Consider the following 26,330-nt stretch of genomic DNA (forward strand, 5'->3'; position numbering starts at 1 on the left):
TCTAGCAGCAAAGCACAAGGTTCGCGCTAAGCAAACCCTTGTGCTTTTTTATATGCGTTAGTCCTACTTTTTAACGCGGTAGAACCCAGCATAAAGCGCGGGTACCACGCCTAAGGTTAAAACCGTGCCTACGCCTAAACCAAAGGCAATTACACAGGCCATACCGTAAAACAGCGGATCTTTACCAATAATAAGTGGCAGTAATCCCATCATGGTAGTGATGGTGGTCATCGCAATTGGGCGAAGTCGCGTTAAGCATGCATCAATAATGGCTTGATACTCGCTTTTACCTTCAGCTTGTTCAATTGCAATGCGATCGATTAATACAATGGCGTTATTGATAATAATACCCGCAAGGCTGTAAAGGCCAAGTGTTACCATAAAGCCAAAGGGCGCTTGCATTAATAATAAACCTATCACCGCACCAATAAATGAAAGCGGAATAGTAAGTGAAATCACCATGGCTTTTCTAAATGAATTAAACTGCGCGACCAATAAAATAATAATAAAGCCAAGTACCATCGGCATATTGGCGCTAAGCGCTTTTTGCCCTGCCTTTGACTCTTTAATTACACCGTCGTATTCAATGGTGTGATTAACTGGTAAGTCGTGTTTAAGCAGCTGAATTTGCTCATCGACAAGGGCTTTAAAATCTTCCGCAGAAAGCTTAGTGTTGCGCGCTTCAATGCTAATGGTGCGGAACATATCTTCATGATGAATAATCGAAAACTGATTAATCGGCTCAAAGTCAGCAACTTGAAAAAGCGGTACGGCACGGCCAGACTTTTCAGAATAAATATTTAACGTACGCAATCTATCTAGGCTATTTCGCTCGTTTTCACCGGCGCGCAGCACAATTGGAATAATTTCATCCTGATCGCGGAAGTTAGTAATTACACCGCCGCTAAAGTAGCTTTCTAGAGCTTGTGCGATTTCGCTTGAGGTAAGCCCAGCACGTTTTGCACGGTGCTGGTCTACTTTAACCGAGATTTTAGTAATCAAATTTTCCCAATCGGTACGCACGTTCAATGAGTTTGGCGCGGCATTTAAAACAGCCATAACTTCTTGTGCTTTTTGGTAAATGACTTCTTTATCTGGGCCTTTTACCTGCACTTTTAAAATAGACGAATCCGACGGCCCTAAGAACATTTTGCGCACACGTGCTGACACATTAGGAAAGCGTGCTTCAATTTGCGTATCAAGTTCTAATACCCGCGTTGCTATATCTGTTTCTGGCGTTACATTAAGTACAATAAAGCCTTTATTTTCAGCTGGATCTTCCGGGTTAAGCGAGAGTACAAAACGCGGGCCGCTAAAACCAACATAGCCTGAGAAGCTTTCAATATAGTCAAACTGCTCTTTGTTATTAAACCAAGTGAAAATCTCTTGCATTTGGCGATTAGTTTCGCGTGATGACGTCCCGCGAGGTAAATCAATGTTGACGAGTACTTGGGTACGATCTGAATTTGGAAAAAACTGTTTAGCAACAAATTTCATTGATGCGCCAGCACCAATAAATAGCACAAACATCGCCGCCATAAACAGGGCTTTGTGTTTTAACACCCAATGCAAAAACTGCTCATATTTCCCATAGTAGCTGGTTAGTTTGCCAAACTCATTGCTATCGCTGCTGGTTTTTTTTGGCACTTTAATAAAGTAGTAACTTAAAATTGGCGTTACTGTCAGCGCTAATACCCAACTGCTTAGCAAGGTAATTAAAATCACCAATGAAATTGAACGGGTGTATTCGCCCGCAACATGCTCTGCCAGCATCAGTGGTAAAAAGAATAAAATGGTAGTGGCTGACGAACTAAGTAGTGGAATTGCCAACTCTTTACAGCCTTGCACCATGGCATTGTAGCGATCGATGCCTTGTTCTAAACGGCGTTTAAAATCTTCGGCAATAACAATGCCGTTATCCACCAATAAACCAAGCGAAATGATAAGAGTCGCCAAGCTCATGCGCTCAAGCTTAATGCCGCTGTATTGCATAATGGCAAGGGTTACTAGCATAACGAGTGGAACAATAGCACCCACAATTAAGCCGGTGCGCAGCCCTAAGAAAAGAATTACCACCACAAGCACTATCGCCAGTGTTTGCAGTACATTAATTGATACGCCTTTCACGGTTTTTTCAACTTGGTCGGCCTGATAGGTAGCAATATCGAGTTGATAACCAATGGGTAATGTGTGTTCAATTTCCGCAATTTTGGCTTTAAAGCGCGGTGCAAATTCTAAGATGTTGTATTCAGGCAGCATCGCATTAGCGAAGAAAATGGCTGGTTTACCATTAAAATACGCCAGTTTATCAGGTGGGTCGATAAAGCCTTTTTTAATCGTGACAATGTCTTTAAGGGCGATAAAATCCTCGGTTCCGGGAATGGTAATATAGGTATTTTCAATGTCTGGAATACTATTAAAATTACCCGTTGGCTCAATAATAAAACTGCGGCTTCCAGTATCAACTCGACCACCTGATTGCACTATATTTTGCTTTTGCAGCTCGCTGATAAGCGCCAGTGGCGAAATGCCAAGCTGTGCCAATTTGGCGTTTGACGCTTCAAGGTAAATACGCTCGGATTTGGCGCCTAAAATCTCAATTTTTTTAGTGCCTTCAACACCGTAAAGGGTGTCACGAATATGCTGCGCAATATCGTACATTTCGGCCATATCAAAGCCATCGGCAGTAAGCGCAAGGGTGATCACTGATACATCACCAAACTCATCATTTACATACGATGGTAACGTGCCTTGTGGCAGTTTACCTTGCGCATTATTCACCTTGTTGCGTAAGTCTTGCCAGATATTGTCGAGGTTAAAGTATCGGTCATAAATTTTTACGTGAATAGTCGAAAGTCCAGTAGAAGATGACGACTTAATCTCTTTTACTTCCGGAATTTTGCGAATTTCTTCTTCTAATTTTCGCGTGATCAATTGCTCAACACGGTCAGGCGCCATGCCCGGAAATTGTGTGCTAACAATGGCTTCACGAATAGTTATAGTAGGATCTTCCTGTGCTGGCAGGGTGAAGTAGGCAAAAATGCCGTTTAGCATTAATAGCGCCACCACAAGTAATACGGGTTTTTTATAATTAAACGCCAAAGCGGTGATATTCATTTTCCCGCTCCTTAGTTAAAACGCTGCACGGCATTATCAAGCAGCGATACTTTTTGCCCATCGCGCAAAAACGCAATACCTGCTGTAGCAATGATTTCGTCATCTTTTAACCCGTTTGAGATAATCACTTGGTTATTAATAACGTTTTCGGTTTGCACAAAGCGCTTTTCCAATAGTTGCGTGTTAGGGTCAAACACAAAGACAAATGCCTTTTGCTTGATGTCGGCGCCAAGGGCACTTACTGGAATACGAATACTTGGGCCGGTATAACCAGTGCGGCCAACGCCTTGATAAACGAATTCCACTTCGGCGGTCATACCGGCGCGCAACACAGAGTTTTCTTCATCTAAAATTACTGTAACAGGGAACGCATTAGCAGATTCTGCGCGTGTGCCTTTTTCTGAAATATGCCCTTTCATAGAAAGTTGTGGCATTACAGGGTAGGTTACTTTTAAGGTCATATCACTGTTTAAGTCATGGATTATGCTCTCAGGCACCATTACACGTACTTCAAAGCCGTGTTGGCCTTCAATTTCAAATACGGATTGGCCAGCGGCAACTTGCTGCGAGGGTTCAATTAAACGCTTGGTGATAACACCATCGTAAGGTGCCAGTAACTCACTGTCTTGCACGTTTTTGCGCGCAATATTGAGCTGAGCATTGGTAACATCCACAGCACTTTTGGCAGATTCAAACGCTGATTTTGAATTATCAAAACCTGATTTTGATACTAAACCTTGTTCGCTCAGTGTTTTGTAACGCTCATATTCATTTTGCGCTTCTTGAAGCGTCGCTTCGGCTTGTTTTACCTGCGCTGACGCAGATTCAAAACTTAGCTGAAATGTGAGTTGGTTAAGCTTGGCAAGAGGTTGGCCTTTACTCACTGTATCACCTAATTTTACAAACACCTTTTCAACTTTACCGTTTACTTCAAAGCTTAAGTTGGCATTTTCAACGGGGGCAACAATGCCCGAAAGCGTGCGCACTTGTTCAAAGTTTGAGGTTTTTACCGCTGTCCATGCGATTGGGCGGATAGGAGGTTCAGAGTGTTCGATTTCTTTTGAACAGCCAACAAGCGTGATAATACACGCAACAACGTAAAGTAAACGCATAACGGTTCCTGTAAAAGGTGCTAATTTTATAAGCACAAATTGAGTAAATTAATTTGGTACTATGCAGTACCAAATATTTTGGTACCATGTAGTACCAAAGTCAACCATGTTTTTACAATTAATAGGTACAGTCTTGAGTTTAGAACAAATTTTAAATGCAAAACCGTTATCAGAGCGCGGTAAAAAAATCCTCGCGGTAGCACAAACGCTATTTTTAGAACATGGTTACGACAATACCTCGCTTGACATGATTATTAGCGAATCGGGCGGCTCAAGGCGCAATATTTACAGTGAGTTTGGTAATAAAGAAAAGCTACTGCTTGCTGTTATTCGTGAAAAAGCCGAAGTGCAAGTGGGCACTTTGCTTAATATCGATTACGACTTGCCGCCGCAACAAGCGCTTAGTCAGGTGTGTTATGGTTTCGCTCAAGGCTTTTTATCAGAGACTATGGTGAAATTGTTCCGCTTAGTGACCAATATTGTGCCCAAGCTGCCGGAAGTAGGTGAATTGATTTATCACTTTGGTCCGTTACGAGGCAGTATTCCGCTGGCGAAATATTTAACCCATTTGCACCAGCAAAATATGCTTGATGTAGACGACGCCGAATTTGCCGCAAAGTTATTAATCGAAATGGTTAAAGGACGTTTACATATCAAAACCGTATTACTGCCAAGTGAGGAAATTAGCGAAGACGAAGTGCGAGAGCACGTAGACAAAGCCGTCGCCCGCTTTTTAAAAGCGTATAAAGCGGAATAAATAGTTAAATATGTTAGATAACTGAACCGGCTCGATAGATCGCATAATTATTTAGTGAAACTGTTACTCATGTTTTTAGCCGCCATTTAGCTTTTTATTTACGCTCTGACATACTGGATGAAAGTGGATTGGCGCTAGATAATAGTTGCAGCTAGCGAGTTTTATCGCTAATTATAAAACACTAATCTAAAGTGCATTTGACACCAATTATTAAAAAGCAAATATATTTAAAGTTCAGATTTTAAGTGCAATTATGAAACAAAAAAAACGGATATTTTTATTACTAATACTGCAGCTGTTCTTATCGTGGTTATCACTAAGTAAAGATTTGACTTTTATCGATTATGAAAATTATCGATTTAACGAAAGAGCGACACTTGATAACGTTTTAGAATACGCAATTTTATTGCCATTAATGATGGTAGGGTGTTCATTAGTTAGTGGTGTTTTTGCTTTATGTTTTAATAAAAAAAATATATTCGACTTCGTTAGTAAATGCGCTTTTTTTGCAGTTTCAGCGGCCACTATTTCGGGGCTTTTATATCTTAGTTATAGGGTAATTATGTATGGCCCACAAAAAGAGGGCTTGATGATCATTTTATTTTTCCCAATAGTCGGCTCTATAGTATTTGCTGTGAGTATTGTTTTATCTTCAATATTCTTTTTTGTTAAAAAGAAACATACCTGAAATAACCTCAGATAATCTGTTTTGTCACACTAATACCTAACCGCTTTGCAAGGCGGGTTAAATTAGCGCGGTCGGTGTTAAGTTCTCGTGCGGCGGCTGACCAATTACCATTATGGTTAGACAAGGTATTTCGTATCATTTCACTTTGAAAACGCTCTGTGGCTTGTTTTAAACTTTCATCGGGTTTTAGCAAGAATTGTTGCGTTTGAATTGAGTTTGCCTTTTGCTTTTCGTTATTCGCCACCTCAATTGTCAGTTCTCTGACTAATTCACCGCAATCAATCGGGTTAATTATTACAATGGGAGATTGGGCATTTACCGATGCTTTAAGTGCTGCGCGACTGATCACATGTTCTAGTTCGCGCACATTGCCCGGCCAGTGATAGGCATTTAAATAGGGTAGAACGTCTTTGGCTATTTTAAGCTGTTGCAAGCCAAGTTTGCGGCGCGATTGCTCAACAAAATAGCCTGCCAATAGGGCGATATCACCATTACGAGCGCGCAGTGGTGGAATGTTAACGGGGTAAACGCTTAATCGGTGAAATAAATCGGCGCGAAAGTTGCCGTTAGTTACTTCGTCTGCCAAATCTCGGTTGGTTGCGGCGATAACCCGCACATCAACATAATGAATATCATCTTGGCCAACAGGTTGTATTTCATTGGATTGCAGTGCGCGTAGTAGTTTACTTTGCGCTGCGAGTGGCAGTTCGCCCACTTCATCTAAAAATAGAGTGCCGCCATCGGCTAACACAAATTTACCTGCGCGATTTTTATCGGCACCGGTAAAGGCGCCTTTCACATGGCCAAATAATTCGCTTTCAATCAAGTTTTCAGGCAGAGCGGCGCAGTTTACATACACCAAAGGTTTATCGGCGCGGCTTGATTGTAAGTGTAAGCGCCGTGCAATAAGTCTTTACCTACGCCTGTTTCACCTTGAATAAGCACGCTAAAAGGCGATGCAGCGACCAAATTAACCTCTTGTTTAAGCTTTACCATGGCTTGGCTGTCGCCAATTAATTCGTTGCCATCACGGGCGATGGCTTCTTGACTAAGCTCCGCCATTAGTAAATGCGAGCGTGAATTACGCTGTTCTAATTCATCGAGTGTGAGTGCAATTTTTAAGGTGGCTGCAGCGATGGCTGCTAAGGCATCAAGCTTGTCTTGGCCTAAATCGTCAAAGGCGTTCGGCTTTAATGAGTCAAAGGTCAAAATGCCAATTAAACGTTCGGCAAAATAAAGTGGTAAACCCATACAAGCGTGAATAGGTAAATCACCGGGGTGATCAGCAACTAGCCCATCATATGGGTCGGGTAAGGGGCTGGATGATGCAAAACGCACAGGCCCTTTTGCTTCACAAATTGCAGCAAAACGTGGGTGCTCGCTAATAACAAAACGCCTGCCGAGTGTGTCGGGTGTAAGCCCTTTAATCGCCAGTGGCTTTAATACCTCGCCACGCATAGCCAACAGTGCAATGGCCTCGCACTCAATTACCGTCGCAAGGGTTTGTAACAGTTGTTCAAATCTGTCTTGATTATCGAGACTGGTCACTTGCGCTTTTGCAAATTCCACTAAGGTAAAAGAGTTAATTGCCATACAAAACCACCCACAAACACATTTGTGTCATTATGACTTATTTTTGCAGTGTGTCAAATTGACTTGTTTGTTGGTGTTTAAAAGCACTTATTTTAATTAACTATCTGATTAATATTAATAAATTAATTTTGGCATTGTTGCTGCTATATCAAGCGGAATTTAAATGAAATTAAGGCTTAATTATGCAGCAAGTTGTTAATGAGACTGCTTTTATCAATCACGAGCGTGCGCTAACGCGACCAAATAAAAACGTGTTTGGTTTTACTAAGCAAGTGGGTAATTGGTTAATGTTAGTTCCTGTTAGTTTGTTTATTAGTTGTTTGCTAATCAGTTACCCATTTGCTGAGTATTTTTCAATGCCTCAGCAAATCGCCGCCCATATTGGCACTATGGTGTTTCCTGCATTATTTAAGATTGGTTATGTTGTACGCTGCATTGGGCAACATGGCTTAGGCCTTCGCGTGTAGGTGGTTAGATGTTAAATATTCAAGAACCGCACGCGCAAGATAACGAGGCTGTTGGCACATTCTCAGAACATGCCTTTTTTCAATTGGCATTTCGCTCAAGCTTTATTTTAGGGGCAATCGCATCAATCTTAGCCATGATAATGTGGCTTGGCTTTTTAAATGCGTGGTGGCAGTTAAATCCAACAGGCTTAACCCCAACTGTGTGGCATTTACACGAAATGTTATTTGGCTTTGGTGCCACCATTGCAACAGGGTTTGTATTAACCGCGGTGCAAACATGGACTGGCAGGCCAAGTATACAGGGGGCACCCTTGATTGCTTTGGTTGGCCTTTGGCTCATTATACGCGCGCTGTTTTTTGTTAATTCAACGGCAAGTGTCATTTTAGCTACCGTGCTGCAAAGTATTTGGTGGATATGCATTATCGCTGTGTATGCATACATAGTTTTGCTTGCCAAAAATCGTCGTAACTACTTATTTATCCCTTTATTTACGGTGATGGCGCTACTTGAAATGGTGCTACTGGTAAGTGAACTCACTATAGATACCGCACAGGCACTGCATATTGGCCGTACTATGGTGCTGATGTTTGGCATTTTAATGGGTATTGTGGGTGGGCGTGTTATTCCATTTTTCACCCGTAACGGTGCCAAGCTTAAAGAAGTGTCGCATCCGTCTTTGCTTGATACGCTGTTATTGGTTGTTTCCTTACTCGGCACTTTAGTATTTTTTAGCCATTTTTATATTTCCCTGCCGTTATCGCCTGCGTATTTAATGATTGCTGCAGGCTGCTTGCACCTTGCAAAGCTGGGTTTTTGGCAAAGTAATAAAACGCTCGGTATCTCTCTTTTATGGTCATTACATTTAGCGTACGGCGCACTTGGTCTTGGCCTTATTTTACTTGGTACGAGCTATTTTACGCCGCTTATTCCTTTTAGTTCTGGGCTTCATGTGATCACTGTAGGCGCCATGGGACTGATGATTTTATCTATGATGAGTCGCGTTTCGCTTGGCCATACAGGGCGAGTATTAATACCCAAAGTGATTATGGGTAAAGCTTTTTTACTGCTTTTTCTTGTAGCCGTTACACGCGCATTACTACCTGCAATCGGGCTTGCCCATTTGGCATGGCAAGTGAGTGCGGTTGGCTGGATTATCGCGTTTGCAATTTTTGTTTGGGTGTATTTCCCAATATTAATCGCCCCTCGCCAAGATAGTTTTCGTTAATTCCTAATTTTTTATTTCTTATTTCTAACAACACGTTGCAACACACGAGGTATTACATGTTACAACAACGTCATATTGATATTATTAAAAGTTTAGTGCCATTACTTTCTGAGACAGGGCCTGCGCTAACAGCTCACTTTTATGAAAGGTTGTTTTTTCATCAGCCTGAACTTAAACATATCTTTAATATGAGCAATCAAGCGTCGGGCAGGCAAAAGGCTGCTTTATTTGAAGCTATCGCGGCGTATGCGCAGCATATTGATAATGTGGGCGCACTAAAAAGTGCGGTTGAGCGCATTGCTCATAAACACACAAGCTTTAATATTCAACCCGAAATGTACCAAATAGTAGGTCATCACCTAACCGAAACCCTACGGGAATTAACGGGTGAACTATTTACAGCTGAAGTCGAAGAAGCATGGACTGCCGCATATGACTTTTTAGCGTCTGTGTTTATTCAACGCGAAGGAGAACTTTATGAAAACCGCGCAAAAAGCCAAGGTGGTTGGCGCGATAGCCGCCCATTTGTAGTAAGTGAAAAAATCAAAGAATCTGAATTGGTTACAAGCTTTGTGCTTACGCCACAAGACGGCAATGATGTGATTGGTTATGTGCCAGGGCAATATTTAGGTATTTCAGTCTCACCAAGTAATTACGACTTTACCGAAATTCGTCAATATTCATTATCAAACAAGCCTAATGGGCAAAGCTACCGTATTTCGGTAAAACGCGAAAAAGGCGAACCAGACGGCCTTGTTTCAAACTACTTACATGATGAAATTAACTGTGGCGATACCCTTAATGTGTTTGCCCCAGCTGGTGATTTCTTCTTTCAAGACAAGCAATCACCGGTCGTACTTATTTCAGCAGGGGTGGGTGTTACGCCAATGCAGTCAATGTTTGAGTATTTATCGGCAGTAAATTACAACGAAGATGTATTTTATCTGCATGCCTGCAGCACAAATAAACAGCACTCATTTAAACAGCGTACCAATGAGCTTGCTACGTTAAATAACTGGCAAACGTACACTTGGTATGAATCGCAGGAGCCGCAGACGGATAATTCAGCTAATAGCTTTAGCGGTTTAATGAACTTAGATAATGTGAACTTACCATTTAGCCTAGGTAATTTTTATCTGTGTGGGCCTGTTGCCTTTATGCGATTCGTGAAAAAGCAATTATTGGATATGGGGGTAGCGGCTGAGCGTATTCACTACGAAGTGTTTGGCCCGCATGCGGAGCTGTAAAGCTTAGCGAGGCAAACAATTCAGTCTAAATTAATTACCTTTAAAAGCGGATTGCCTTAAATAAAAGTGTGTTGTTACTTGATAAAAGTAGCCGCGCACTTTTTATGCAAGCTTATTGTGTAATTTTTCTCGGTATTGCTCGCCAATTGGAATTTCAATCTCACTCAGCTCTAAATACTGATGTGCATAAGCGCTGATTTGGTCTACATTCACAATAAACGAGCGGTGCACACGGGCAAAGTTTTCGGGCAATTGGCTTTCAAACGCGCTCATACTGCTTTTGATAATATGACTGCCATCACACAGGAAGATTTTTATATAATCTTTTAACCCTTCTATATACAAAACGTTTTCAAACACAATGCGAACTTGCTTACGGTTTTCACGCACAAACATTGCATTTGGCGTTTGTTGCGTAGGCATATTTGGTTCAGTGTGATGTGTGTTAGTTATGCGCTGCTTAAACTTTTCTATGGCTTTAAAAAAGCGTGAAAATACAATGGGTTTTAATAGGTAATCCACAGCATCTAGCTCAAACCCTTCAATGGCATAGTCGCGATACGCGGTAGTAAAAATCACATAGGGTCTATGCGCCAGATTTTGATAAAAATCAGTGCCTTTTAACACCGGCATTTCAATGTCTAAAAACAATAAATCCACGCTTTGGTTTTGCAAGAGTTGATGCGCTTCAATGGCGCTGCTGCAGCTGGCAACGAGTTCAAATTCAGCAAACTGCGATAAGTGCATTTCAATCAGTTCGCGGCCAAGCGCTTCATCATCGACAATGATGCAGCGATAGCGTTGTTGTTGAGTTTGCTTTGCCATACTTACTTTGTTTCCATGTTAAGTGTGAGGGTAGCCAAATAACAATCTTTTGTTTGATCAATGGTCAGTGAAAATGCGTTAGGGTAGAGCATTTCAAGTTGCTTGGTCATATTGGTTAAGCCCACACTGGGCGAATCGTTACTGGTTTCACTGTGCTCAGGTATTGAGTTCTTAACCTCAAAGGTGATTGCATCACGATTTGAGGTTAACACTATGTCGACAAACGCGATATTAAGCTCATTATTGGTGCTGTGTTTACAGGCGTTTTCTACCAAGTTTAATAACAGCAAAGGCGCGATGGTATGGGGATGATTTATCTTGCTAGAAAAGCTCACCTTGAGCGTGTCTGACTTACGAATGCACTCTAAATCAAGGTAGTTTTGAATAAGTGTAATTTCACTATTAAGCGATACATAGCGCTCGTTACAGCGATATACCACGTAATCTAAAATATCAGCCAGCTTTTCAATTACCAGCGGTGTTTGGTCGGATTTTTTCAGTGCCAATAAATACAAATTGTTAAGCGTATTAAAAATAAAATGCGGGTTTAGCTGGTTTTTTAAAGCGGCTAATTCGGCTAAGTTTTTCTGCTCTTTTAATTCCAAAATATAACTTTGCTTTTTGTAAAACTGCCTTGCCATTAATACCGCAGTTGGGAAAAACAGTTGCGGCATTTTCGAAAAAATAATGTATTTCAATGCCCAAAAGCTAAATAAACGATACTGAATACCTTGGTCCTGCGTAACATACAGCAAATTTTGATAGGTCTCTGGGTAACTCGGTTCAATATAAAAATAACGAACTACAATCACCCAGTAAGCACCAATTAAAAGTACACCTAATAACGCGACGATAAAAAGAGGCGTTTTGTCTTTATCAAGTAACTTAGGCACTAAAAACTTTAAGCTTACAAATGCAACTACAGCTTGCGCAAACACAATACTGCCAATGGTCTCTATTATTTCTTTAAATGATGCGTAGTTTTCCCAGTGCGGCCCCATATTCAGTAAAAACACCAATATCCAAAACGCTAATAGCCAAATACGTGTGCTGTTATTCGTTGTTATGGAGTTGCTTGCTTTATTTAACTTATTCAACATCTTAGTTTGGCAGCTCTGAATCTTATGGGGTATCGCTTTCACTATATCTCAATACTAAATCAAAGGGCTAGTGTGTAGACAAACGCATCGTTACTGTCGACGAAAACAGCTTTTCTATCGCTTTTTATCAAAACGCCTATATCACCAATTTAATCGCTGATCGTAAGTGGTTAGTCGAGTAAATAAATACGCACTAGAAAACCCATAACACTGAGTCTTACTTTTAATAGCAGGACATTATTATGCGTTTATTCATCACCCTTTTTATTTTAACCACACACATCGCGTTTGCTGATGACAGACAAGCCGCCCTTGAGGCATCACATGCAAAAGCTGCAGCCATGCAAAACCAAAAAGCCATTTTGGTTACTGGCGCAAGTTCAGGCATTGGCCGAACAATTACTGAAACGTTAGCAAGCCAAGGACACTTTGTATTTGCTGGCGCACGAAAGCAAAAAGACATAGATGTATTGAACCAATTTACAAATGTGCAAGCAATACGGCTAGATGTAACTATTCAGTCAGATATCGATGCAGCAGTAAACACAGTTAAAGCGTCGGGCAAGCAGCTTCATGGCCTTGTTAATAATGCAGGGGTTGCGGTGTTTGGCCCATTAATTGAAATCCCCGAGCGCGACATTCATTTTCAAGACAACGTAAATGTAATGGGGCCATATCGAATCACCAAGGCATTTGCGCCATTAATTATCGAAAACAAAGGGCGCATTGCCAATATCGGTTCTATTTCAGGGTTGATGTCGAGCACCATGTTTGGCCCTTACAGCATGACAAAACACGCCATCGAAGCGTTTAGTGAAGCGTTGTCATCAGAAATGCGTAAGTTTGGTGTGAAAGTCAGTGTTATAGCGCCTGGAAATTACAATTCCAATATTATGAAAAACCTGAAACGTCGCTTGGAAAAACAAGGGCATCATTTTGCCAATTCTCGCTATCAGGATGAATATAAACGTTTTGCCAAATTTACTAACCCTGATCGTAGCCGTTTTAAAGCGCCCGATGATGTTGCCAATGCGGTTGTGAAAGCCCTATTCGATGAAACGCCCCATTTGCGCTACCTAGTGGTGCCCAACGAGCAAGAGGCTATGTTGCCAATTAAAAACACGCTCAAAAAAGTAGCAGAGCTCAATGCCTCACATGCGTTTACGTTCGATAAAAAACAGATGTTGGAGTGGCTGTCGCACGAAATCGACAAAGCAAATCAGTAGCGTGTAAGGAGTGATAGGATGACCAGCCAAACACGTAAATTGAGTATTTCAGGTTTATTAAACACCTTATCGCAGGTTAAATCGAACGAGCAAACCGCCACACTTGCGGCATTTATTATGGCGTTTATTTTAATGGCAGCGTATTTTGTGCTGCGTCCAGTGCGAGACGCCCTTGCCAGCGATTGGAGCGACAGCGAGGTGAGTTTTTTATGGAATATGCAGTTTGTTATTAGCTTAGTGATTGTTTCGGTTTATGGCTTTGCGATTGATAAGCTTAAGTTTAAGTACATAGTGCCAACCGTTTATAGCTTATTTGCGGGCAGTTTTATCGCGTTTTATTTGTTAATGCCGCTGTTTTCCTCCGCTGTTTTGATTGAAAAGGCCTTTTATGTGTGGGTGAGCGCATTTAGCTTATTTCATATTTCGGTGTTTTGGAGTTTTATGTCCGACACCTTTAATCAAAAACAAAGTACACGTTTATTTCCCATAATCGCAGCTGGCGCGAGTGCTGGGGCGATTATTGGCCCGTCTATTCCGTCACTTTTTGGCAGTGTATTGGATGAAGGGCAGCTTATGTTAATCGCCGCATCGGCTTTAATGCTGGTGGTGCCTCTGACCTTATATATTTACCGTTTAAAGCATACGCAACTTCTCAATACGCAGCATAGCTTTGATGCATCAACATCATCATTGGCGCAAGGCTGGGCAAGCGGGTTTAAATCACTCGTTTCAAATCCAAAACTGTTAGGCATTGCCGCATTTATTTTGCTCTATGTATTTATCGGCTCATTTATTTACTTTGAACAAAAGCAATTACTGGCACCTTTTCCGCGGGCAGAGCGCACACAAATATTGGCAAGCATTGATTGGTTTGTGAATGTGCTGACCTTTGTTATGGCATTTTTTGTCTCTGGGCGTTTGGTTAAAAAAGCGGGGCTAGGCTTGTCTTTGGCGCTAGTGCCACTTTTGTTAATGGCTGGTTTATTGATTTTGGCATTTGCGCCAAGTGTGATGGTGATTTTGCTGATTCAAATTGTGCGCCGTGCAGGTAACTACTCACTTACCCGTCCTGCAAGAGAAATGCTGTTTACTCAAGTAACGGTAGATGAACGCTTTAAAGCAAAACCGGTAATTGATGTAGCCGTTTATCGCGGCGGCGATGCCCTAAGTGGCATGTTATTCGCGGGGTTAACAGATGGCTTAGGACTTGGACTATTTGCAGTTTCATTGGTGGGGGCGTGTATCGCATCACTTTGGGCATTTTTTGGTTTTTTGCTCGGAAGAGGGTATGCGAACCCACATTTATCAAAAACAGAGAATGCTGAATTATCACCATTAGCTACAAGCCGTTCAAATGCTTAAAGAGTGTGAACCAAAAAATTTTAAGGATAAAAGATGCACGTTAAATACCCTATGCTGATGATGGTTTGTGTGAGCTTTTCATGTATTGCTTATGAACCGCTCTCACTCACTCGATTACAAACATTGTTAACTGAGCCTAATCGCTCAGATGTTGATAAACAGCACGATGCAAATAGAAAGCCAGCCCAAATAATGCGTTTTGCAGGCGTTGCCAGCGGGCAGAGCATACTTGATATTTACGCTGGTGGCGGTTGGTACAGCGAACTTTTCGCCCGAGCTGTGGGCGAACAAGGTAAAGTCTATGCCCATAACGATACGCTTACTTGGCGCTTTGGCAAAAAAGAGATGTTGGCGCGCTCTAAGCGCCAAACGCTAAAAAATATGATGCGCTTTGACCAAGTCGCAATAAAAGAGATTCCGCTGCCTTCGTCAAGCATTGATATTGCGTTTATGGGCATTAACTATCACGACTTATTTTTCACTCATCGAAATCGCAATGGTGAACGGCAAATTATGCGCGATAAGATTGTGGATTATCGAGAGGCCTTTAGCCATATAAAAAACTTACTTAAACCAGAAGGCGTGCTGATCATTATTGATCATCATGCCAAGGCGGGTTCGGGTTATGAAGCGGCCAATAACTTACACAGAATTGACGCAAATATAGTGAAATATCAGCTGCAATCACTGGGATTTGTTTTAAAAGAAGAAGCCTTTTATTTGCAAAACCCAAGCGATGATTTGGAACAATCGGTATTCGCGAAAGGCATTCGAGGTAAAACCAGTCGTTTTATTTTAAAGTTTGGTAAAGAAGGGCAACATTAGCGTTGGCAACAGTGTTTATTTAATAGTGGTTATTAAAAGTGCATATACAAAAGTAATGCCGTACATCAGCATTACTTTTACTTTTTATAAGGTGAGTACTTATTCGATTAAAGTAACTAGCCGTTACTTTAATCGCAACTGAATAAACTCAGCGAGTTTATCAACTGCGTGCGACTCTTCGCTTTGTTTGATTAGGCTAATGCCTACTTCGCCAAGTTCAGGCAGTTGGCTGGTGGATTTGGCCCAGTTTAAGTCGTTTGGTACCGTGTGTTTGGCAAGTACCGTAATGCCTAGGTTTTCTTTAAGGGCAGCGCTAATGCCAGCAAGGTCGGCATTGGTATACACAATACGCCATTTTAATCCTGCTTTTTCCAGTGCTTCAATGGCGCGGCGGCGATAAATACAGCCTTCTTCAGCGGCAATCAGGTTAACCACTTCGGTATTAATGTTATTTACATCACCTACCCAAACTAACTCATCATCCATAAAAATAGGGTACTTAGACTGCTCAGGGCCTTCCAGTAGTGCCAATATTAAATCGTATTGTTCGCGGTTATCGCTATGGCGTAGCTTTTTGCTGAGCTCTGACTTTACCTCTAAGGCAACATCAGGGTAGAGGCTTACAAAATCGCCAATAATTGCAGGCAATACCGTTGCTGCAAATTCGCTTGGAATACCTAAACGCACTTTCCCTGCTAATACTTCAGAGCTAAAGGTTTGCAAAATAGTGTCGTTTACTTGAAGCAGTTGCTTTGCTAGCGGCAGTAAAATCTCCCCGTGCTGGTTAAGTACTTGGCGCTGGCCTTGCTTTTTAAACAGCTTATTACCTAATAACTCTTCTAAACGCTTAATCTGCAAACTTACTGCAGGTTGCGATAAACCAAGCAATTCACCGGCTTTGGCAAAACCGCCAACCTCAACCACTGTGATCAAGGTGCGCAAGCTATCGGTTGGGATATTTTTCATAAAGCACTCCACACATTACATTTTGAAATTTATTTTTGTTTAATGATTAGTATTATTTATCAATTTATAAAAAAATACAATTTGATTGTTGCAAGGTGGCCTAACATAATTTTGATTGTTAATTTTCACTGGAGATTGGGCATGACAATACAAGTGCCTCAGCTATTTGGTAGCCATCAAAATGCATACACGGGCGCAAACGAATTTGCGCAAATGAACGACCGCACCATTATTGATGTGACGGGCAGCGCTGCGTTACCGTATTTACAAACACTTATTTCCAGTGATGTACGCCATTTAACTGTGCCGGGAATGGGGCTTCGTTGCACAGCAAAAGTAAATGGCAATGAGATTGCGCTTGAGCTTTACTACTTTACTGAACTGGCGTTTCGTATTTTTGTTGATAACGATATTGCACCGGCTTTAGTTGCTGCGTTAAGTGAAGGGGAAGAGTCGCACGATATTGATGTGATCACCCGTAATGACTTACGCATATTAGCAATACGCGGAGATAATGCGTTTAAAACTCTGTTAAGTGAATTTTCATTAACCGCAGGTATTATTTTAACCGGTGAGCAACAGCGATACGCGCGCCAAGCGGGTAATGTGTTTTTAACGGCAACCCATTTAGAAAGCCACAAGGGCTACGAGCTAGTCGCAAAAAGCGACGAACTGGTTAAATGGCAAAGTCGATTTAATGCACTAGGCTTTAGCGAACAAACAGAATTACTAGTTTAAGCAAAGGCTTAACAAACTTAATGGCGGTTAGATTGACCGCTATTTTATATTTAGCGTTGTAATCAATTTAATAAATAAAAATTATTGAAATAAATTAATTACATAATGCGTAAAACTTATAACTTTTCTGGGTGCGAAAGCCATATTGTTTCGGTATAATCGCCGCCCATGTTATTCCCTCAACCGGACAATTGTCCTGTTGAAGCCACGCCGCACCTTGTGCGGGTAGATTTGAAAGTGTAGGAATATTATGACTTCAAAAACTGTATTACACGCCAAGCATCTTGAAGCGGGTGCAAAAATGGTTGATTTCCACGGCTGGGAAATGCCAATCAACTATGGTTCACAAATCGAAGAGCACCACGCTGTTCGTCAAGACGCAGGTATGTTCGACGTGTCACACATGACAATCGTTGACGTTAAAGGCGAAGATGCAAAACCTTTCTTACGTAAACTAGTAGCAAACGATGTAGAAAAACTACAAGTTGCTGGTAAAGCGTTATACACAGGTATGCTTAACGCCGAAGGCGGTGTAATTGACGACCTTATCATTTATTTCTTCACTGAGACTGAGTACCGCCTAGTGGTTAACTCAGCAACACGTGAAAAAGATTTAGCACACATTGGTGCAGTTGCAGCTGACTATAAAGTAGAAGTTACTGAGCGCCCAGAGTATGCAATGATTGCCGTACAAGGCCCGAATGCAAAAGCAAAAACGGCAACAATTCTTGACGAAAATCAACAAGCTGCCGTTGAAGGTATGAAACCATTCTTTGGTGTGCAAGCGGGTGATTTATTTATCGCAACAACTGGCTATACTGGTGAAGACGGTTATGAAATCGTAGTTCATAACGACGGTGCAGAAGCGTTATGGCAAGCACTTTTAGACGCAGGTGTACGCCCAGCAGGCCTTGGTGCACGTGACACGCTACGTTTGGAAGCAGGTATGAACCTATACGGCCAAGACATGGACGAAACGGTATCACCACTTGCAGCGAACATGGCTTGGACACTGGCTTGGGAACCTGAAGATCGTGACTTTATTGGTCGTGACGTGGTTGCTAAGCAGCGCGAAGAGAAAAGTACAGACAAACTAGTTGGTTTAGTGCTTGAAGAAAAAGGCGTACTACGCGCTGGTCTTAAAGTAATTGTTGACGGTGGCGAAGGTGTGATTACTTCTGGTACATTCTCACCTACACTAGGTCACAGTATTGCCCTTGCGCGTGTGCCACGCTCAACTGGCGACACTGCACAAGTTGAAATGCGTAAAAAGCACGTTGACGTAAAAGTTGTAAAACCTTGCTTTGTACGCAATGGTAAATCAGTAATCTAAATCGATATGGGGTGTCGTAATACCCCTTTTAACAACCGAAGGATTTATAAGAATGAGCAATATCCCTGCCGATTTAAAATATGCATCTTCACACGAATGGGTTCGCGCTGAAGGTAATGGTGTTTACTCTGTAGGTATCTCTGAGCACGCACAAGAGCTATTAGGTGATATGGTTTTCGTTGACCTACCAGACGTAGACGACGAAGTAGATGCAGGTGAAGACTGTGCAGTTGCAGAATCTGTAAAAGCAGCGTCTGATATTTACGCACCAATCTCAGGTACTATCGTTGAAATCAACGAAGAACTAGAAGATTCTCCAGAAACAGTTAACTCTGACCCATACGGCGACGGTTGGTTATTCAAAATCAAAGCGTCTGACGAGTCAGAACTTGATAACCTACTAGACGCAGAAGGTTACGAAAATTCGATCGACGAAGACTAATTCTTCGTACAAAGAATTACAGTGAAAAGCTCCAATTTTGGAGCTTTTCATGTTTTTACACTCAGTAAATATTTAAATCTTTTATTTAAAGATAAAAATTTTAAATATTTATTAAATTTTTGATTAGTAAAACCAATCATTCATACCGTTTATAAAGGTTTGTTTGAGCGGTTGTCTAACCTTACTGAGCACACAGTATTGTTAGCTAGTCGTGTATGTAAATGCCATAGGAAGTTAGACACATGTCAAACGTAAAATCGCTTGAACAACTTGAGCAAAAGCAAGATTTTATCCGCCGCCATATCGGTCCGGACGCAAACCAGATGTCAGCAATGCTAGCTGAGCTGGGCGTATCAAGTGTTGAAGAGCTTATGAACGAAACCGTGCCTGCAAGTATTCGTTTAGAGCAAGGTCTTAGCATTGGTGAAAGCCGCACTGAAGTTGAAACGCTTAGCTACTTAAAATCAGTAGCAAGCAAAAATAAGATTTTTAAATCTTATATTGGTCAGGGCTACCACCCAACGCACACACCTAACGTAATTTTACGTAACGTGTTAGAAAACCCAGGTTGGTACACAGCGTACACGCCATACCAGCCAGAAATCGCACAAGGTCGTTTAGAATCACTGCTTAACTTCCAAACGCTTTCAATGGATTTAACAGGTCTTGACCTTGCATCTGCGTCACTACTTGACGAAGCAACTGCTGCTGCAGAAGCAATGGCACTTGCAAAGCGCGTATCGAAAGCGAAAAAAGCAAACATCTTCTTTATTGCAGAAGACGTACACGCGCAAACAATCGACGTTGTAGCAACACGTGCAGAACAGTTTGGTTTTGAAGTAGTTGTTGGCCCTGCAGCAGATGCAGTAAACCACGAAATCTTTGGTGCGCTTTTCCAATACCCAAGCACAACGGGTGAAGTTGTTGACGTACAAGGCCTAATCGCTGACGTACAAGACAAAAAAGCAATTGCCTGTGTGGCAGCAGACATCATGTCACTAGTACTGCTTAAAGCACCAGGTAAACTAGGTGCTGACGTAGTATTAGGTTCTGCACAGCGTTTTGGTGTACCTATGGGTTACGGTGGTCCTCACGCGGCATTCTTCGCAACACGCGATAAGTACAAGCGTTCACTGCCTGGCCGTATTATTGGTGTTTCTAAAGACCGTTTAGGTAACGATGCACTACGTATGGCAATGCAAACTCGTGAGCAGCACATCCGCCGCGAAAAAGCGAACTCAAACATCTGTACTGCACAGGTGTTACTTGCAAACATGGCTGCGTTCTACGCGGTTTACCACGGTGCAGAAGGCTTACGCACAATCGCATCACGCATTAACCGTTTCGCAAGCATTTTAGCAACAGGCTTAAAAGCAAAAGGCGTTACGCTTAAGCACGATACTTGGTTTGACACCATCACAGTAACGAGCAACAAAGATGAAGTTGTTGCACGTGCAGAAGCAGCAGAGATTAACTTTGCTAAAAACCACGACGGTGAATTCTCAATTTCAGTTAACGAAACTACAACACGTGAAGACGTAGCTGAATTATTCGATATCATCCTTGGCGCAGGCCACGGCCTTGACGTTGCAGCACTTGATGCACAAGTAACAGCTGACAACATCACAGGTATTCCAGCTAGCCTAGTACGTGACGACGAATTCTTAACGCACCCTAATTTCAACAGCTACCACAGCGAAACTGAAATGCTGCGTTATATCAAGCGCCTAGAAAACAAAGACTTAGCGCTTAACCACTCAATGATCTCGCTTGGTTCATGTACTATGAAACTAAACGCGACAGCTGAGATGATCCCAATCACTTGGCCTGAGTTTGCAAACCTTCACCCATTCTGCCCGCTAGACCAAGCAGAAGGTTACCAAGTAATGATTAACGAGTTACACGACTGGTTAGTAAACATTACAGGTTACGATGCCGTATCACTTCAGCCTAACTCAGGTGCACAAGGTGAATACGCAGGCCTTATCGCGATTCGTAAATACCACGAATCACGTGGCGAAGGTCACCGTAATGTGTGCTTAATTCCAAGCTCTGCGCACGGTACTAACCCTGCATCTGCACAAATGGCAAGCATGAAAGTTGTGGTTGTTGAGTGTGATAAGCAAGGTAACGTTGACGTTGCTGACCTTAAAGCAAAAGCAGAAGAAGTTTCAGAAAACCTATCTTGTATCATGATCACGTACCCGTCTACCCACGGTGTATTTGAAGATACAATTAAAGAGATTTGTGACATCGTTCACCAGCACGGCGGCCAAGTTTACATGGACGGCGCGAACATGAACGCACAGGTTGGCGTAACTAGCCCTGGCTTTATCGGTTCTGACGTGTCGCACCTTAACCTACACAAAACATTCTGTATTCCACACGGTGGCGGTGGCCCAGGTGTTGGTCCAATCGGTGTTAAATCGCACCTTGCACCATTTATGCCTAACCACAGCGTTATTAACGTACCGGGTACAACTGAAGGCAACGGCGCAGTATCGGCAGCACCTTACGGCTCAGCAGCAATTCTACCTATTTCATGGGCATACATTGCAATGATGGGTTCGGAAGGCCTTAAGCAAGCAACTGAAACAGCAATTGTAAGTGCTAACTACCTAACTGAAAAGTTAAGCGAGCACTACCCAATCTTGTACCGCGGCCAAAACAACCGCGTTGCGCACGAGTGTATTGTTGACTTACGCCCAATCAAAGAGCAAACCGGTATTACCGAAATGGATATCGCTAAACGCTTACAAGATTATGGCTTCCATTCACCAACAATGTCGTTCCCGGTAGCGGGCACGTTAATGATTGAGCCAACTGAATCAGAAAGCAAAATGGAAATTGATCGCTTTATTGAAGCAATGGTATCGATTAAAGCAGAAGTTAACAAAATTGCTTCTGGCGAGTGGACAATCGAAAACAACCCGCTTGTATTTGCACCGCACACACAAGCCGACGTACTAGGTAACGAGTGGGATCGCGCATACGACCGTTTCTACGCTGCATTCCCAGTACCAGCAGTAGCAAAAGACAAGTTCTGGCCAACAGTAACACGTATTGATGACGTGTTCGGTGACCGTAACTTGATCTGTTCTTGCCCTGCGGTTGATACGTATCGCGATGAGTAAGTCTTTGACTTAGTTATAGAATGTAATAAAAAGCAGCCTAATGGCTGCTTTTTTTGTGGGTGGAATTGGGGTAGGATTGAAAAGATAAAAAAATATGGAAGCTATGATGGAACAAATTCCGCGCAAACCTCAAAAACATTTGATAAATATTCTTAAAACGACATCAAACCATCACCCAAACTTTACTTTATTTCTGGGAGCAGGTGCTAGTGTTACAAGTGGTGTATTACCTGCTGGCAAGCTGATTGAAAAGTGGAGAGAAGAATATATCGATATGCATGGGGTTGAAGATTTGGAGCAACGCCATTGGTATGGAGAAAATAGTGAGTACTCAGAGCTTTTTGAAACCCTTTATGATCAACCTAGTCAAAGAAGAGAGTTTATAGAAAGCTGCATTGAAGACGCTTCTCCATCTTGGGGCTATATTTATTTGGTAAATTTACTAAAAGAGCAATGTTTCAATACAGTATTTACAACAAACTTCGATGACCTTTTAAACGAAGCTTGTTACATGTTCTCTAAAGACCTACGTCCTATAGTTTCAGCACATGATTCAAGTATAAAAAGTGTCAGGTTAACATCTATAAGGCCTAAAATTGTAAAACTTCATGGAGATTTTTTGTTCGATGATATAAAGAATACAGTTCGTGAGTTAGAGTCCCTAGAGAATAATATGCGCTCGAAATTCAAACAGTATGCTTCTGAATTTGGAATGATTGTTGTTGGTTATGCGGGGAATGATAGATCTATTATGGATACTTTAAACACTCTTCTTCATAATGATTCTAATTTTCCACATGGTATTTACTGGTGTGTTCGGAAAGACTCTCCTTTATCTCCAGGAGTCATCAACCTCACTCGTTTTGACCGTTTTCATATAGTTGAGATTGAAGGTTTTGATGAGTTTTTTGCAGATATAAACCACTCATTGAATTTGAAATTACAAGACGAAGTAGCTAATCCATACGATGCCTTGGCTAAAAGGCTAGATAACTTTGTAAGCAACTTTAATGAAGACGGTGAACATAATCCAATTATTCAAGACGATATCAATCAGTTATCAGATCATATTCAACATATCCATTCAGCTTTGGATTTAATTAATAGGATTAAAGATACTTTATCCAGTGTAGAGGATGGCGCTTCAAGGGAGCAATTATTAGATGTAGTTAAACAACTTACTTCAGACACGCATATTGTAAAAAATGAATATGATGACTTATTAGCAATTTCAACACCTAAAGCATTGCTTGCAGCAGCAACATTTAGAGAAGACGCATTTGATGAGGCATTAACGTTTTCCTTAGAAGCTTTAAAATCAAAGATTAGAATTGACACAATTTGCATAGCTATAAAATCAATGTCGAAACTAAATAACTTTGGTGAGTTTGAATCCGTTTTGAGTAACTTTAAAAGTATCAATAAACTAACAACCAATGAACTATCAACCTTGATTAGTACATGTGTAGATTTGCTATCTCAAGGTCATTTTGACGAGTCAAGACGATTGATAAAAATGACTCTGGGTAAAAACTTTACTCATGAGCGTTCAGAGATTTTCCTAAACTTAAACCTCGCTTTAAGTTACAGAATGGAAGATAAAGAAATTGAAACTGCAACCAAAAATTTACTGGAAAGTTATCTAAAAACATCCCTTGAAAAGAATGACAACTGGCTGAGTTTTGGACTAGCAATTATCTTGGAAGAAGAAGATGTTATCCTCAAGTGTGCCCATAGCTTTGATAAAGTAGAATTTAGTAATATTTTAAACCGTGAAATGCCTATAATAAACTTGATTTCAGAAGATTTATATGCAAAGTTAATAGAGCTTGCTAAGGAAGCAGGCTTTTCAAGCTCTCATGAAGATGAGGCTGATGAGACAGACGAAGAGAACATATTACCTTTCGCAGATAGTTCAAATTAAAAGGATATAGATATGAAAGATAAAATTTATTATGTACCACCTAAAAAACCTCAAGCTAGTAAAGTTAAATAGTAGCTTAGTAACTTTCGTCACTACAAAACTGGGTCAAGCTTTCACTTTTCTTGACCCGTCTAGAGATTTACAAAAACACCCACTCTAATTTGATTTAGTTTGGGTGTTTTAAAACTAAACTCACTTTTTATTCCTCAATACGCTTCGCTTAACCGACTATCACTTGGTTTTACCTTTTGTCATATCAGCACTTTATTTCTTTTATAAATCAAGAAGCAAATAACAAAGACACCCACTCTAATTTGATTTAGTTTGGGTGTTTTTCTATGTTTAGGGTAGGTAACACTTCTTAAGGATGAGAAGTCATGGCGGTTCCAAGAAAACAGCAAATCAGTCTGGTTGATACTCCTTTCTATCATTGTATTTCGCGTTGCGTAAGGCGTGCCTTTTTGCAGGAAATTGAATAACAAAGACACCCACTCTAATTTGATTTAGTTTGGGTGTTTTCAAACTAAACTCACTTTATTCCTCAATACGCTTCGCTTAACCGACTATCACTAGAAAAAATAACAAAGACACCCACTCTAATTTGATTTAAGCAAATAACCAAGCAAATAACCATTGGGGTCAGGTCTTGCATTGTGCATCGCTAATAAAACGGTTCGGTTATTTTTTTAAAAGGTTAGCTATACTTTAGCTAACCTTTTTGTTTGTTGGGGCTTAAGGATGAGTCGACCACTTAGATTGGAGTTTGCAGGTGCGCTCTACCACGTTACTTCTCGTGGCAATGAGCGAAAGCCTATCTTTCGGAATGAATCAGATTTTTCCACTTTCATTGAAGTACTTAGCGATGTTTGTGACCGATACAATTGGGTAATTCATGCTTATTGCTTGATGACGAATCACTACCACTTATTGATTGAAACACCCGATGCTAATTTGTCTAAAGGTATGAGACAGCTAAATGGTGTTTATACACAACGTTTTAATCGAAACTATCAACGAGTAGAAATAACAAAGACACCCACTCTAATTTGATTTAGTTTGGGTGTTTTTCTATGTTTAGGGTAAGTACCACTTCTTAAGGATGAGAAGTCATGGCGGTTCCAAGAAAACAACAAATCAGTTTGGTTGATACTCCTTTCTATCATTGTATTTCGCGTTGCGTAAGGCGAGCTTTTTTATGTGGCGAAGATAAAGTCACAGGGCAGTCGTTTGAGCACCGAAGAGCTTGGGTTGAAGATAAGTTATTTGAGTTGACCAAGGTGTTTTGTATTGATGTTTGTGCTTATGCAGTAATGAGCAATCACACTCACATTGTATTGTGTGTCGATGAGAAAAAAGCAAAACGGTTAAAGCAGAAAGCCATCATTATTCGCTGGCATAAATTGTTTAAGGGTAATTTGCTTACACAAAAATACTTAACTGGTGAGCAGCTAAACCCATCTGAACAATTTACACTTGATGAAATGACTCAAGTTTTCCGCAATCGGCTAATGGATATTAGCTGGTTTATGCGAGTGCTTAATGAAGATATTGCGCGTAAAGCTAATTTTGAAGATAACTGTACTGGCCGCTTCTGGGAAGGGCGTTTTAAATCACAAGCATTACTAGATGAAGCCGCACTTGCTGCCTGTATGGCATACGTTGACCTAAACCCAATACGAGCAAAGATTGCAAACACACCAGAGGGTTCAGAATACACTAGCATTCAGCAAAGAATAAAAGCAGCGTTAACAGGCAAACAACCAAAACCACTTATGAAATTTATTGGCAATCCAAGAAAGCACATGCCAAAGGGATTGCCGTTTGAACTAAAAAGTTACTTAGAACTTGTTGAGCTAACGGGACGTATTCTTCGAGAGGACAAACGCGGTGTAATCCAAAGCGACACACCTCAGTTATTAACCCGTTTATCAATCACCCCTGAAAATTGGCTAAAACTCACTACTCAATTTACTAAAGCGTTTCATGGTGCAGTCGGCAAACCAGAACATTTAATTGATTACTGCGAGCACTTAGAAAAGAAACGACGACCGAATGTGGCGAATGCTAGCAAACTACTTGCTTAATTAATCGCGAAATTCAATCAACATCGTAAACAAAAATGCTCACCAAAAAGGTAAAGGTTTATGGGGAGGGATATTATCTCTCGATAAGATTTTTACATGAAATCCATATTTATTAATATTAACACGCTGCAAGCTTTCAATTTTTGATAATGAAATCGAAGCGT

General features: G+C 41.2%; 20 protein-coding genes and 2 pseudogenes. 16 read left to right on the forward strand and 6 right to left on the reverse strand.

The features are described from left to right. Positions 1-63: 63 nt before the first annotated feature. Positions 64-3,117: an efflux RND transporter permease subunit gene (locus C2M30_RS16780; RefSeq protein ID WP_105172528.1), complete on the reverse strand. Its 3,054-nt coding sequence runs from the start codon at positions 3,115-3,117 to the stop codon at positions 64-66. A gap of 11 nt (positions 3,118-3,128) precedes the next feature. Further along, positions 3,129-4,229 carry an efflux RND transporter periplasmic adaptor subunit gene (locus tag C2M30_RS16785; protein ID WP_105172529.1) on the reverse strand — a complete coding sequence of 367 codons (1,101 nt, stop codon included), beginning with the start codon at positions 4,227-4,229 and terminating at the stop codon, positions 3,129-3,131. A gap of 133 nt (positions 4,230-4,362) precedes the next feature. On the opposite strand from C2M30_RS16785, the gene C2M30_RS16790 reads away from it, so the two are divergent. Together C2M30_RS16790 and C2M30_RS16795 are read left to right on the forward strand one after the other, a co-directional pair. Beyond that, on the forward strand, positions 4,363-4,986 hold the full coding sequence (locus tag C2M30_RS16790; protein ID WP_158683515.1) for a TetR/AcrR family transcriptional regulator: 624 nt from the start codon (positions 4,363-4,365) through the stop codon (positions 4,984-4,986). 253 nt (positions 4,987-5,239) lie between these two features. Beyond that, positions 5,240-5,674 carry a hypothetical protein gene (locus tag C2M30_RS16795; protein WP_105172531.1) on the forward strand — a complete coding sequence of 145 codons (435 nt, stop codon included), beginning with the start codon at positions 5,240-5,242 and terminating at the stop codon, positions 5,672-5,674. Between the two features lie 7 nt (positions 5,675-5,681). Here C2M30_RS16795 and norR read toward each other — a convergent pair. Further along, a pseudogene (gene norR / locus C2M30_RS16800) lies at positions 5,682-7,267 on the reverse strand (nitric oxide reductase transcriptional regulator NorR). 182 nt (positions 7,268-7,449) lie between these two features. Here norR and C2M30_RS21855 point away from each other — a divergent pair. Genes C2M30_RS21855 through hmpA form a run of 3 tightly spaced genes read left to right on the forward strand, consistent with a single transcriptional unit; the run spans position 7,450 to position 10,207 of the window. After that, entirely contained in the window at positions 7,450-7,734 is a 285-nt protein-coding gene (locus C2M30_RS21855) for a hypothetical protein (protein WP_234004763.1), read from the forward strand. Between the two features lie 8 nt (positions 7,735-7,742). Then, positions 7,743-8,960 carry an NnrS family protein gene (locus C2M30_RS16810; protein WP_105172532.1) on the forward strand — a complete coding sequence of 406 codons (1,218 nt, stop codon included), beginning with the start codon at positions 7,743-7,745 and terminating at the stop codon, positions 8,958-8,960. Positions 8,961-9,016: 56 nt separating this feature from the next. Continuing rightward, entirely contained in the window at positions 9,017-10,207 is a 1,191-nt protein-coding gene (gene hmpA, locus C2M30_RS16815; protein WP_105172533.1) for an NO-inducible flavohemoprotein, read from the forward strand. A 102-nt stretch (positions 10,208-10,309) separates the two neighbouring features. Here the strand turns inward: hmpA and C2M30_RS16820 are convergent, their stop codons facing one another. Continuing rightward, complete coding sequence (locus tag C2M30_RS16820) at positions 10,310-11,032, reverse strand: LytR/AlgR family response regulator transcription factor (protein ID WP_105172534.1); 723 nt, start codon at positions 11,030-11,032, stop codon at positions 10,310-10,312. A 2-nt stretch (positions 11,033-11,034) separates the two neighbouring features. After that, positions 11,035-12,132 (reverse strand): sensor histidine kinase, encoded by a 1,098-nt coding sequence (locus tag C2M30_RS16825; protein ID WP_105172535.1) that lies wholly within the window; start codon positions 12,130-12,132, stop codon positions 11,035-11,037. Between the two features lie 242 nt (positions 12,133-12,374). On the opposite strand from C2M30_RS16825, the gene C2M30_RS16830 reads away from it, so the two are divergent. The 3 genes from C2M30_RS16830 to C2M30_RS16840 are packed head-to-tail and all read left to right on the forward strand — an operon-like array spanning position 12,375 to position 15,545. Continuing rightward, positions 12,375-13,358 (forward strand): SDR family oxidoreductase, encoded by a 984-nt coding sequence (locus tag C2M30_RS16830; RefSeq protein ID WP_105172536.1) that lies wholly within the window; start codon positions 12,375-12,377, stop codon positions 13,356-13,358. Between the two features lie 18 nt (positions 13,359-13,376). Continuing rightward, a complete protein-coding gene (locus C2M30_RS16835; RefSeq protein WP_105172537.1) occupies positions 13,377-14,720 on the forward strand; it encodes an NTP/NDP exchange transporter in 1,344 nt (447 codons plus the stop codon). A 33-nt stretch (positions 14,721-14,753) separates the two neighbouring features. Then, positions 14,754-15,545: a class I SAM-dependent methyltransferase gene (locus C2M30_RS16840; protein ID WP_105172538.1), complete on the forward strand. Its 792-nt coding sequence runs from the start codon at positions 14,754-14,756 to the stop codon at positions 15,543-15,545. Positions 15,546-15,668: 123 nt separating this feature from the next. Here C2M30_RS16840 and C2M30_RS16845 read toward each other — a convergent pair whose 3' ends face one another. Beyond that, positions 15,669-16,511 (reverse strand): LysR family transcriptional regulator, encoded by an 843-nt coding sequence (locus C2M30_RS16845; protein ID WP_040136537.1) that lies wholly within the window; start codon positions 16,509-16,511, stop codon positions 15,669-15,671. Positions 16,512-16,652: 141 nt separating this feature from the next. On the opposite strand from C2M30_RS16845, the gene C2M30_RS16850 reads away from it, so the two are divergent. The 8 genes and pseudogenes from C2M30_RS16850 (at position 16,653) to C2M30_RS16885 (ending at position 26,166) form a co-directional block, all read left to right on the forward strand. Beyond that, complete coding sequence (locus C2M30_RS16850; protein WP_105172539.1) at positions 16,653-17,249, forward strand: hypothetical protein; 597 nt, start codon at positions 16,653-16,655, stop codon at positions 17,247-17,249. A gap of 250 nt (positions 17,250-17,499) precedes the next feature. After that, a complete protein-coding gene (gcvT, locus tag C2M30_RS16855; protein ID WP_105172540.1) occupies positions 17,500-18,582 on the forward strand; it encodes a glycine cleavage system aminomethyltransferase GcvT in 1,083 nt (360 codons plus the stop codon). A 52-nt stretch (positions 18,583-18,634) separates the two neighbouring features. Continuing rightward, positions 18,635-19,024, forward strand: coding sequence for a glycine cleavage system protein GcvH (gene gcvH / locus C2M30_RS16860; protein ID WP_010558681.1), 390 nt, complete (start codon positions 18,635-18,637; stop codon positions 19,022-19,024). 242 nt (positions 19,025-19,266) lie between these two features. Then, a complete protein-coding gene (gcvP, locus tag C2M30_RS16865; protein WP_105172541.1) occupies positions 19,267-22,158 on the forward strand; it encodes an aminomethyl-transferring glycine dehydrogenase in 2,892 nt (963 codons plus the stop codon). A 94-nt stretch (positions 22,159-22,252) separates the two neighbouring features. Beyond that, entirely contained in the window at positions 22,253-24,082 is a 1,830-nt protein-coding gene (locus C2M30_RS16870; protein ID WP_105172542.1) for an SIR2 family protein, read from the forward strand. Positions 24,083-24,459: 377 nt separating this feature from the next. Next, positions 24,460-24,546: pseudogene (locus C2M30_RS21860) on the forward strand (Type I secretion system protein TolC); the annotation flags it as partial. A 274-nt stretch (positions 24,547-24,820) separates the two neighbouring features. Then, the gene (locus C2M30_RS16880) at positions 24,821-25,132 is read left to right on the forward strand and encodes a transposase (RefSeq protein ID WP_234004764.1); all 312 of its coding nucleotides are present in this window, start codon (positions 24,821-24,823) and stop codon (positions 25,130-25,132) included. Positions 25,133-25,191: 59 nt separating this feature from the next. Beyond that, positions 25,192-26,166, forward strand: a complete 975-nt coding sequence (locus C2M30_RS16885; protein ID WP_105172543.1) for a transposase — start codon at positions 25,192-25,194, stop codon at positions 26,164-26,166. Positions 26,167-26,330 lie beyond the last annotated feature (164 nt).

Source organism: Pseudoalteromonas sp. T1lg24 (assembly GCF_002964745.1).
Classification (GTDB): domain Bacteria; phylum Pseudomonadota; class Gammaproteobacteria; order Enterobacterales; family Alteromonadaceae; genus Pseudoalteromonas; species Pseudoalteromonas spongiae.